Below are 9,867 nucleotides of genomic sequence, written 5' to 3'. Positions count from 1 at the left end.
ACAGCAGCGCCCCACCGTCATTGCGAGCGGAGCGAAGCAATCCATGCCGCCGCTTGCGGAGAGATGGATTGCTTCGTCGCTTCGCTCCCCGCAATGACGAGCCCTACCCTCTCACACCCTGTTCCGCAACACGAAACAGGCACCGCCGGCTTTGCGGATGCGGTTGCAGAGATTGTCGGCCTCGGGCCGCGTGTCGGCGCCGATGCGCACCTGGTAGAAAGTGGCGGTCCCGCGCGTGCGCAGAGGTGCGCTAAGCAGGCTCGGATCCTGGTCGCCGATCACGCTGCTCAGGCTTTTCATCGCACGCGCATACATCGCCAGCGCCTTGTCGCGGTTGAAGCCCGCGGCGAGCTGCACGCCCCAGACCTTTGCTGCGGCGAGCGTGACATGCTGCTCGAGCCCAGCGACGAACGGGTTCGGCGCGCGCTTCAGAAGCGCCATCAGTTCGCGGCAGCTCGACGTCGGCGGACGCGCGGGCATCTTGCCGCCGCGGCCGGCGGCCGCCCATTCGTCGACGCTGGAGCCGGTGATCGCGTACACGTAGCTGCGCGTTTCTTGCGGCATGTAGCCGGTGCCGGCGAGCCAGTCCTGCACGCGGCGCGGACCGGCATTGTAGGCCGCTGCAGCAAGACCGAGATTGCCGAACTGGCTGCGAAGCTCGCCTAAGAATTCGGCCGACTTCGGCAGCGCCTGCACGGGATTGAAGGGATCGAGCAGGCCGCGCTCGTTCGCCGTTCCCGGCATGAACTGCGCGATGCCCTGCGCGCGCTGGCCGTTCCGCGTCATCGGGCCCACCGCATCGGGCTGAAACCGGCTCTCCTGCCAGATCACGCGGGCAAAGAATTCGAGCGGCAGGTCGTTCGCCCGTGCAGCAGATTCGATCATCAGGCACATCGCTTCCCGCGCCTCGCTTTCGCGCGCGGTCTCGGACTTTTCCGGGGGGTGAGCGAGTTCCTCGACGCTCGGGTGCACGACGCGGCTGTCAGGCTCCTCGGCCGCCGCCGGTGCCAGCCATAGCAGAAGCGCGAGAGTAGCGCTGAAATGCGGGATTATTCGCATCATCTCAGACCTGACAAATCAGTCCTTGACTTAGGCGGCGGGCCGACTAGCAAACTCGGGCATTATCAACGCGCCAGGGCCGAAATGCGCACAATCTATTTTGATCTCGACGGCACGCTGACCAATCCCAAGCCCGGGATCACCCGTTCCATTCAGTACGCGCTCGAGCGGCTGGGCAAGGCGGTCCCAAGCGAAGACGAATTGACCTGGTGCATCGGCCCTCCCCTGCACGCGAGCCTGAAGAAGCTGGTCGGCAGCGATGCGCTCGCTGATCGGGCTTTGGCGCTCTATCGCGAGCGGTTCGCCGATATCGGCCTGTTCGAGAACGAGACCTATCACGGCATCCAGGAGACGCTGTCCGCGCTGGCCGCCTCGCATCCGCGCATGTTCATCGCCACCAGCAAGCCTGCGGTGTATGCCGAGCGGATCATCGATCATTTCGGCCTGCGTCCCTATTTCGAACAGGTGTTCGGCTCGGAGCTCGACGGCACGCGCACCGACAAGACCGAGCTGTTGCGACATGCGCTCGAAACGGCGAAGGTGGATCCTACGCAGGCGATCATGATCGGCGACCGCAGCCACGATATCGTCGGCGCGCGGAGCAACGGCATGACAGCCATCGGCGTCCTCTACGGCTATGGCAGCGAAGAGGAGCTGAAGGGTGCCGGCGCACATCATATTTGCGCGACCCATCCGAATTTGCTCGACCATTGCCTATCGCTTCCGGCTTGATCACTCGGAGCACACGAGATGACAACAACGTCCGACCAGCAGCTCGACTTCGCACCCGACGACGACGCGCCGATCGGCTACATGAAACGCACGCGCGACTACTATGCTGCGATCGGCTACACGACGCCCTATCGGTGGGCGCATTACACCAGCGCGCCGTTCCAGCCGCTGCGCAAGCCGCTCGCCGAATCCCGCGTCACCATCATCACCACGGCGGCGCCGTTCGATCCCGCCAAGGGCGATCAGGGACCAGGGGCGAAATATAACGGCGGCGCCAAGTTTTATCAGGTCTATGACGGCGACACATCGAAGCAGCACGATCTGCGCATTTCCCACATCGCCTATGACCGCGTGCACAGCTCGGCCAAAGACAGCGGCACTTGGTTCCCGTTGCCGCAATTGCGGCGGCTGGCGGAGGAAGGACGGATCGGCGAGATCGCGCCGCGCTTCTTCGGCGCGCCCACCAACCGCAGCCACCGCGTCACCATCGATACCGATGCGCCGGAGATCCTGGCGCGCTGCCGCGCTGATGGCGTCGATGCCGCCGTCCTGGTACCGAACTGCCCGGTGTGCCACCAGACCGTCAGCCTGGTGGCACGGCATCTCGAGGCCGGCGGCATTTCGACCGTCGTGATGGGTTGCGCCAAGGATATCGTCGAGCACGCCGCCGTGCCGCGATTCCTGTTCAGCGATTTCCCGCTCGGCAATTCAGCCGGCAAGCCGCACGATGTGGCTTCGCAGGCGTTCACGCTGGAGCTTGCGTTGCGCGTGCTGGAGTCCGCGCCAGCGCCGCAGACGACGGTGCAGTCGCCGCTGCGCTGGAGCGCAGACCATTCCTGGAAGCGCGACTACAGCAACGCCGACGCGCTGAGCGCCGAGGAACTGGCGCGGCTCCGCCGCGAGTTCGACGCGCAGAAGGAAATCGCGAAGGGCATCCGCGAGAGCGCGGCGTAGTCCCTCAATGAAAAAGGCCGGCTTTGCAGCCGGCCTTTTTTGATGATCGATCACAACGCTATCACACCTTCACCAGCGGTCCGCGCGCTGGCCCCTTGGAGCCACCGCCGTTGGGACCGCCCGGCTTCGGCTTGCGCTTGCGGGCGCCGGGGAGCTTCTCCGGCTTCGGCGTGACCGGGCCTTCGACGAACTCGAAGCCGATCTTGTCCTTGCCGGTTGCCTCGTCCTTGACCAGGACGACACGGACATGGCCGCCGCCCTTGAGCTGACCGAACAGCACTTCATCGGCCAGCGGCTTCTTGATGTGCTCCTGGATCACCCGCGCCATCGGGCGGCGCCCATCTGCTCATCATAGCCATTCTCGATCAGCCATGCCTTTGCGGGCTCGGACAGCTCGATGGTGACGTCGCGGTCCGCGAGCTGCGCCTCAAGCTGAAGCACGAACTTCTCGACCACCATGCCGATCACCTCGGCATTGAGATGCGCAAAAGAGACGATCGCATCGAGCCGGTTGCGGAATTCCGGCGCGAACTGGCGATTGATCGCCTCGTGGTCGTCGCCTTCCCGCTTGCTACGGGTGAAGCCGAAGGCCTGCCGTGCAAGATCGGCCGCGCCCGCATTCGTGGTCATGATCAGGATCACATTGCGGAAGTTGACCTGCTTACCGTTATGGTCGGTCAGCCTGCCGTGATCCATGATCTGCAGCAGCACGTTGTAGAGATCCGGATGCGCCTTTTCGATTTCGTCGAGCAACACCACGCAATGCGGATGCTGGTCCACGCCGTCGGTCAACAGGCCGCCCTGGTCGAAGCCGACATAGCCGGGAGGTGCACCGATCAGGCGCGACACCGTGTGCCGCTCCATGTACTCGGACATGTCGAAGCGCAGCAGCTCGACGCCGAGCGACGCCGCGAGCTGTTTTGCCACCTCGGTCTTGCCGACGCCGGTCGGGCCGGAGAACAGGTAGCAGCCGATCGGCTTCTCCGGTTCGCGCAAGCCGGCACGCGCCAGCTTGATCGAGGCCGACAGCGACTCGATCGCCTTGTCCTGACCGAACACCACGCGCTTCAGGGTCTGCTCGAGGTGCTTCAGCACCTCGGCATCGTCCTTCGACACGCTCTTCGGCGGAATCCGCGCCATGGTCGCGATCGTGGTCTCGATCTCCTTGATACCGATGGTCTTCTTGCGCTTGTTCTCGGAGACCAGCATCTGCGCCGCACCGGACTCGTCGATCACGTCGATCGCCTTGTCAGGCAATTTGCGGTCGTGGATGTAGCGCGAGGAAAGCTGCACTGCCGCCTCGATCGCCTCATTGGTGTATTTCAGACGATGGTAATCCTCGAAATAGGGCTTGAGGCCCTTGAGGATCGCAATCGCGTCTTCCACCGTCGGCTCGTTAATGTCGATCTTCTGGAACCGGCGCACCAAAGCGCGGTCCTTCTCGAAATGCTGGCGGTATTCCTTGTAGGTCGTCGAGCCCATGCAGCGGATAGTGCCCGATGCCAGCGCCGGCTTGAGCAGGTTGGACGCATCCATCGCGCCGCCCGACGTGGCACCGGCGCCGATCACGGTGTGGATCTCGTCGATGAACAGGATCGCGTTCGGGTGCGCCTCGAGTTCCTTCAGCACCTGTTTCAGGCGCTCTTCGAAATCGCCGCGATAGCGCGTGCCGGCGAGCAGCGTTCCCATGTCCAGCGAGAACACGGTGGCAGCGGCCAGCACTTCCGGCACTTCGCTGTCGACGATGCGCTTGGCCAGTCCCTCCGCAATCGCGGTCTTACCGACGCCGGCTTCGCCGACGAACAGCGGATTGTTCTTCTGCCGGCGGCACAACACCTGGATCGCGCGGCTGATCTCGGCATTGCGGCCGATCACGGGATCGATCTTGCCGTCACGCGCCTTCTTGTTGAGGTTGACGCAATAGGTCTCGAGCGCCTCGCCCTTCTTCTTGGAGTCCTCGTTGCCCTTGGTCTCGGTCTCCTCGTCGACGCCGCGCACCGGCCGCGCCTCGGAGACGCCCGGCCGCTTGGCGATGCCGTGGCTGATGTAGTTGACCGCGTCGTAGCGCGTCATGTCCTGCTCTTGCAGGAAATAGGCGGCGTGGCTTTCGCGCTCGGCGAAGATCGCGATCAGCACATTGGCGCCGGTCACTTCTTCGCGACCCGAGGACTGCACGTGGATCACCGCACGCTGGATTACGCGCTGGAAACCGGCGGTCGGCTTCGCGTCATCAGCGCCATCAGTCACCAAATTTTCGAATTCGGTCTCGAGATAGTTGACGAGACTGGTCCTGAGCTTGTCGAGATCGACGCTGCAGGCCCGCATCACCGCGGCCGCATCCGAGTCGTCGATCAGCGACAGCAGAAGGTGTTCAAGCGTCGCGTATTGATGGTGACGCTCGTTTGCAATCGCCAATGCACGATGCAGGGATTGTTCAAGGCTTTGGGAAAAAGTAGGCATTCGCTTCCTCTATGGCCCCCGGCCATCATGATCGCCATTGCCCGGTCAGGCAACAACAACCTTCGTCATCCCCTGTCATATAGTCACGCACGATCGTGGCAAAAGCCCGGCTTCGCGCAGCGGTCAGCCAATCGAGCAAAGGCGCCGCGACCGAGAGCCACATCCCGCCAGCCAGCGGGAACGCCATCTGCTTCCGTCAGGCAAACCATTTCCCTCAGGCAAATCGGAAGCAAGACCCGTTCCGCTTCGTGGCGGGTCTGCTCGACGCTGGGCCCGCGTTACTTTTTTTCCATCACACATTGCAGCGGATGCTGGTGCTTCCGCGCAAAATCCATCACCTGGGTTACCTTGGTCTCGGCAATCTCATAGGTGAAAACCCCGCACTCCCCGATGCCATGGTGGTGCACGTGTAGCATGATCTTGGTCGCCGCTTCCGCGTCCTTGTTGAAGAACTTCTCTAAGACATGAACGACGAACTCCATCGGCGTGTAGTCGTCGTTCAAGATCAGGACGCGGTACAGATTGGGGCGCTTGGTCTTCGGCTTGACCTTGGTGATGACCGAGGTGGACGGACCTCCGGTCGTCCCCCCACTACGGCCGCCCTCGTCGTTGCCCATCCGGGGCGCTAATGGTGCGGCAAGCGCCGATAAGGGCGAATTGGTTGCAAAAACTGTCTGCGACATGGCTCAGGCGTTCGACATCCCCAAAGGAAACACGCAACGCACTTGGAGGTTGCGCAACGCCGAAAACAGCCGTCACGGAACTTCCAGCACGCTCAAGAGATCGCCGCTTCCCGGTCCGATCCTTTGCTGGGTCGGCAAAACGCAATATGGGCCCGGCTCCGTCCTGCTGCAAGCACAGATGCGTGGCTCACACGAGGACGGCCGGCCCGACTCCCGGGTCTCGGCGCTCATGCGAAGGTTAATCGTTTCTGGCGGGTTTGACAAAGGAAGCCGACCACTCGTTTAGCGACCATTGACAATAGGTCCGCTTTCGTCCCCGTCGTTCGGCTTTTGCCTTGGCTTTGACCCGTTTTTATGAGGACCGGTTTACCACCTATTTAGCGGCGCACTGAGAAATGGCGGCACCAACCAGATTGCGGTGAACGCCATGTCCATCACAGCCATTTTCAACCGCCTTAGTACAGCGGCCCGCCGGTTCGCCGCCGCGGATCAAGGCAATATAGCGGTAATTTTTGCCTTGGCTTCGGTTCCGATCATCACCTTCGTCGGTGCCGCCATCGACTATTCTCGCGTCAACGCCGCCCGCTCTTCGATGCAGGCGGCGCTCGACTCGACGGCGCTGATGCTGTCCAAGGATCTCACCAACGGAACCATCACAACCTCGCAGATCCAGGCTCAGGCAAAGATCTATTTCGCGTCCCTCTACACCGACAAATCCGGGACGGTCTCACCCGACAGCGTCCAAGCTTCCTACACGCCGAAAGACAGCAGCGGGATAACGAAGATCCAGGTGACCGCTTCCGGTAACCTGCCGACCGATTTCCTAAGAATGGCCGGCTACCCCACCCTCGATTTCGGCACCAGCTCGACCGCTGCCTGGGGCAATACCCGCATGCGCGTAGCAATGGTGCTGGATAACACCGGATCGATGGCCCAGAACGGCAAGATGGCGGCCTTGCAAACGGCGGCCAAAGACATGATCGATACGTTGTCCACCTACAACAAGCAGGAAGGCGACGTCTATATTTCCATCATCCCGTTCGCAAAGGACGTCAACGTTGGAACCGGCTACGTCGACGCGCCGTGGATCAACTGGGCGGAATGGGAAGCTGAGCCGCCGATCTTAAACGACAAATCCACCAGCGCTAACGCGGCCTTTAAAACGGCCGTAGCCGGATCGGACTGCCCTTTCACGAAAAACAATCACGGCTTCGTTTGTATGGACCGGCCTGCAACAACGTCCGGAGCCAAGACCGCAAGCAAAATACCTTCGAGCGGCTACATCTGTCCCGGCCTTGATAGCGGCAGGAAACTTCCCGGCAAAACCAATATTTACTACAATGGGTGCTACACGACCGTCAGCGGCGCGAGCGCAAGTTGCGGATCATTCGGTCCTAACAGATGCTCGTGCTATGGGAGCGGCTCAAGCAAGATATGTCACCTTTGGCGCGGTGACGATACCCCTGCGACGGCTGCAGCAAGGCCTGCGCACAGCACTTGGACCGGCTGCGTCAACGATCGCGACCAGGACCACGATACGGAGAACATCGATCCGGGATCAGCCGTCAATGATGGGACACCGTCAAAGCGGTTCTACGCCGAACAGTGGTCCGATTGCCTTCCCGCCACGATAACTCCGATGAGCAATCAGTGGCAGACTCTCAAGAACCAGATCAGCGCCATGACTCCCAGCGGCAACACCAACCAGGCTGTTGGGCTAGCTTGGGGGTGGCAGTCCCTGAGCACGACGAATGGTCCCATCGCGGCAAAGGCGAAAGAGAGCACCTATGTCTACAAGGATTACATCGTCCTGCTGTCCGACGGATTGAACACCCAAAACCGCTGGAGCACATCTCAGTCGAGCATTGACACCCGTCAGGATATCCTCTGCGGGAACATCAAGAAGGACACGACCAACCCCGTCACAGTGTTCACGATTCAGGTCAACATCAACAACGCAGACCCGAAATCGCAGGTGCTGCAGGATTGCGTGACGACCCCCAACGGCAGCTTCCAAATGATCACGGACCCGAACGAGACTTCGACTGCATTCAAGAACATCCTCACACAAATCTCCAAGCTGCGAGTGGCGAAGTAATCCGATTGCCCGTACCAAGAAAAAAGCCCGGCCATGACGGCCGGGCTTTTGTTTTCCGGAAGCTGGTGCTGGCAGCGTCGATCAGTGCGCCGGGCCGAACTTGGCGACCAGGCCCTCGAACGGCTTGAAGGTCTGCTTGGCGCAGTCGCTGTAGAGGCCAGCGATCTTCTGCGATTCCGCAACGAAGGTCTCATAGGCCGAGCGGGCATACTCGGTCTGGGCTTCCAGCGCCTTCTCGAGCGACTTCACGCCGGACAGCTTTTCCACAAACGACTTGGTGTCCTCGAACGACTTCTTCGCGTAGTCGCCATAGGCGGTCGCGATCGCCTGGACGCCGCTCTGCAGATTGTTCGCCGAAGCTGTGATCGTCTCAATCTGCTCTTTTCCGTAGTTCTGAATGTCTTCAACCTTGACCATAGGAATCCTTTCCCAAGACTTTTTCGCGCAAACCCATTGTCGGCTCAAGCCGACTCCCCGAACGCGCCGTCAAACTAGTGCGGCGCACAATCAAGTCAAGGGATATTGTGCATCGCACAAATTGTTCGAATTTGCCGTAAACCCCGGGTCTTTACGCAACGCTTAATTAAGCTTTTGGAAACTCGGCAGGCCTAACCTTGATTCCCGAACGGGTTCATCTTCCGACAGGCAGCCTGAAAACTGTTTGTGAACAGCATCTTAGCCAGAACAGCGACCCTGGCCGGCCGATGCAACCGGAGCCTCGTTTCCGGAAGCCATCGTCGAACAGGGGATGTCAGCGGCCCGTCGGGCACAATTTTGCCTCACGGGCCGGTGATCAAGATAGAAATTGGGACGGGGAAGTAAATGCTTCGTACAACTTTCGCTTCCTCGCGCGTCTTGCGAGTTGGCGTTCTCGGGCTCATCACCTTCACCACAGCGATCCTGATCTCCAGCGAGAGCGCCGAGGCGCGTCGCTCGCGCCACCGTCATCACGTGCGCTCTCATCAGGTGGATCGCGACAGCTATAGCCCCCAATTCTCCTCCATCATCGTCGACGGCAATTCAGGCTCGGTGCTGGCATCCAACAATCCCGATGGTCTTCGTCATCCGGCCTCGCTGACCAAGATCATGACGCTTTATCTGCTGTTCGAGCGCCTCGAAGCCGGCAGGATGAAGCTGGATACGGAGATGCAGGTATCGGAGCACGCCTCAGAACAGGCTCCCACCAAGCTTGGCCTCCGGCCCGGCCAGACCATCAGGGTCGAGGACGCCATCAAGGGCCTGGTGACGCGTTCCGCCAACGACGCCGCAGTCGTGATCGCCGAAGCCATTGGCGGCGATGAGGATGACTTCGCCAAGATGATGACGCGGAAGGCCCGTTCGCTCGGCATGAGCAAGACGGTCTACCGCAACGCCTCAGGCCTGCCCAACGATGAGCAGGTGACGACCGCGCGCGACCAGGCCACCCTCGGCCGCGCGATCCAGGATCGGTTCCCGCGCTACTATCGGTACTTCTCGACCTCCGTGTTCAATTATCGGGGACAGTCGATCCGCAATCACAACCACCTGCTCGGCAAGGTCGAAGGTATCGACGGCATCAAGACCGGCTACACCCGCGCCTCCGGCTTCAATCTCGTCAGCTCGATGCGCCGCGGCAATCGCCATCTGGTCGGCGTGGTGTTGGGTGGCCGCAGCGGCGGCTCGCGCGACGCCATCATGCGCAGCCTGCTCGCCGAGAATCTCGAGAAGGGCGCAACTATCCGCACCGCCGCCGCCATCACCGAGAAGAACGTCGCGGATGGCAATACCAATGTCGCGGAAGCTGATACTCCGTCCCGCGGCAACGACCAGCCGGCGCAAGTCACTTCCAGCGCCGCCGCCTCCGCTGAGCCCGCAATGGCAGCGCTCACGCCGGCGGCTCCG

At 61.5% G+C, this 9,867-nt stretch carries 7 protein-coding genes and 1 pseudogene; 4 read left to right on the top strand and 4 right to left on the bottom strand.

Annotation, left to right across the window (positions count from 1 at the left end; all coding sequences use genetic code 11):
• Positions 1 to 111: 111 nt before the first annotated feature.
• Positions 112 to 1,059: a transglycosylase SLT domain-containing protein gene (locus CWO89_RS35300; RefSeq protein ID WP_394567160.1), complete on the bottom strand. Its 948-nt coding sequence runs from the start codon at positions 1,057 to 1,059 to the stop codon at positions 112 to 114.
• Between the two features lie 84 nt (positions 1,060 to 1,143).
• Here CWO89_RS35300 and CWO89_RS35295 point away from each other — a divergent pair, with 84 nt between their 5' ends.
• A complete protein-coding gene (locus CWO89_RS35295; protein ID WP_130583041.1) occupies positions 1,144 to 1,791 on the top strand; it encodes an HAD family hydrolase in 648 nt (215 codons plus the stop codon).
• Between the two features lie 18 nt (positions 1,792 to 1,809).
• Positions 1,810 to 2,745, top strand: coding sequence for a glycine/sarcosine/betaine reductase selenoprotein B family protein (locus CWO89_RS35290; RefSeq protein WP_130583040.1), 936 nt, complete (start codon positions 1,810 to 1,812; stop codon positions 2,743 to 2,745).
• A 61-nt stretch (positions 2,746 to 2,806) separates the two neighbouring features.
• On the opposite strand, the pseudogene clpA reads toward CWO89_RS35290, so the two are convergent.
• Together clpA and clpS are read right to left on the bottom strand one after the other, a co-directional pair.
• A pseudogene (clpA, locus tag CWO89_RS35285) lies at positions 2,807 to 5,205 on the bottom strand (ATP-dependent Clp protease ATP-binding subunit ClpA).
• Between the two features lie 278 nt (positions 5,206 to 5,483).
• Complete coding sequence (gene clpS, locus CWO89_RS35280; protein WP_165421459.1) at positions 5,484 to 5,822, bottom strand: ATP-dependent Clp protease adapter ClpS; 339 nt, start codon at positions 5,820 to 5,822, stop codon at positions 5,484 to 5,486.
• Between the two features lie 493 nt (positions 5,823 to 6,315).
• Here clpS and CWO89_RS35275 point away from each other — a divergent pair, with 493 nt between their 5' ends.
• A complete protein-coding gene (locus tag CWO89_RS35275) occupies positions 6,316 to 7,986 on the top strand; it encodes a TadE/TadG family type IV pilus assembly protein (RefSeq protein WP_130583038.1) in 1,671 nt (556 codons plus the stop codon).
• 81 nt (positions 7,987 to 8,067) lie between these two features.
• On the opposite strand, the gene CWO89_RS35270 is transcribed toward CWO89_RS35275, so the two are convergent.
• Positions 8,068 to 8,403, bottom strand: coding sequence for a phasin family protein (locus CWO89_RS35270; RefSeq protein WP_130583037.1), 336 nt, complete (start codon positions 8,401 to 8,403; stop codon positions 8,068 to 8,070).
• A gap of 405 nt (positions 8,404 to 8,808) precedes the next feature.
• Between CWO89_RS35270 and CWO89_RS35265 the strand changes: the two genes are divergently transcribed.
• Positions 8,809 to 9,867, top strand: a 1,059-nt coding sequence (locus CWO89_RS35265; RefSeq protein WP_130583036.1) for a D-alanyl-D-alanine carboxypeptidase family protein, incomplete at its 3' end; no start/stop codon positions are given.

This window comes from Bradyrhizobium sp. Leo170, from assembly GCF_004296405.1.
Lineage (GTDB): Bacteria > Pseudomonadota > Alphaproteobacteria > Rhizobiales > Xanthobacteraceae > Bradyrhizobium.
This window is presented reverse-complemented; position numbering and strand designations above follow the sequence as displayed.

What these genes read in the sequence shown, in the direction of transcription:
- CWO89_RS35300 (WP_394567160.1), bottom strand. Translation starts at nt 1,059, where the DNA reads ATGCGAATAATCCCGCATTTCAGCGCTACTCTCGCGCTTCTGCTATGG.
- CWO89_RS35295 (WP_130583041.1), top strand. Translation starts at nt 1,144, where the DNA reads ATGCGCACAATCTATTTTGATCTCGACGGCACGCTGACCAATCCCAAG.
- CWO89_RS35290 (WP_130583040.1), top strand. Translation starts at nt 1,810, where the DNA reads ATGACAACAACGTCCGACCAGCAGCTCGACTTCGCACCCGACGACGAC.
- clpS (WP_165421459.1), bottom strand. Translation starts at nt 5,822, where the DNA reads ATGGGCAACGACGAGGGCGGCCGTAGTGGGGGGACGACCGGAGGTCCG.
- CWO89_RS35275 (WP_130583038.1), top strand. Translation starts at nt 6,316, where the DNA reads ATGTCCATCACAGCCATTTTCAACCGCCTTAGTACAGCGGCCCGCCGG.
- CWO89_RS35270 (WP_130583037.1), bottom strand. Translation starts at nt 8,403, where the DNA reads ATGGTCAAGGTTGAAGACATTCAGAACTACGGAAAAGAGCAGATTGAG.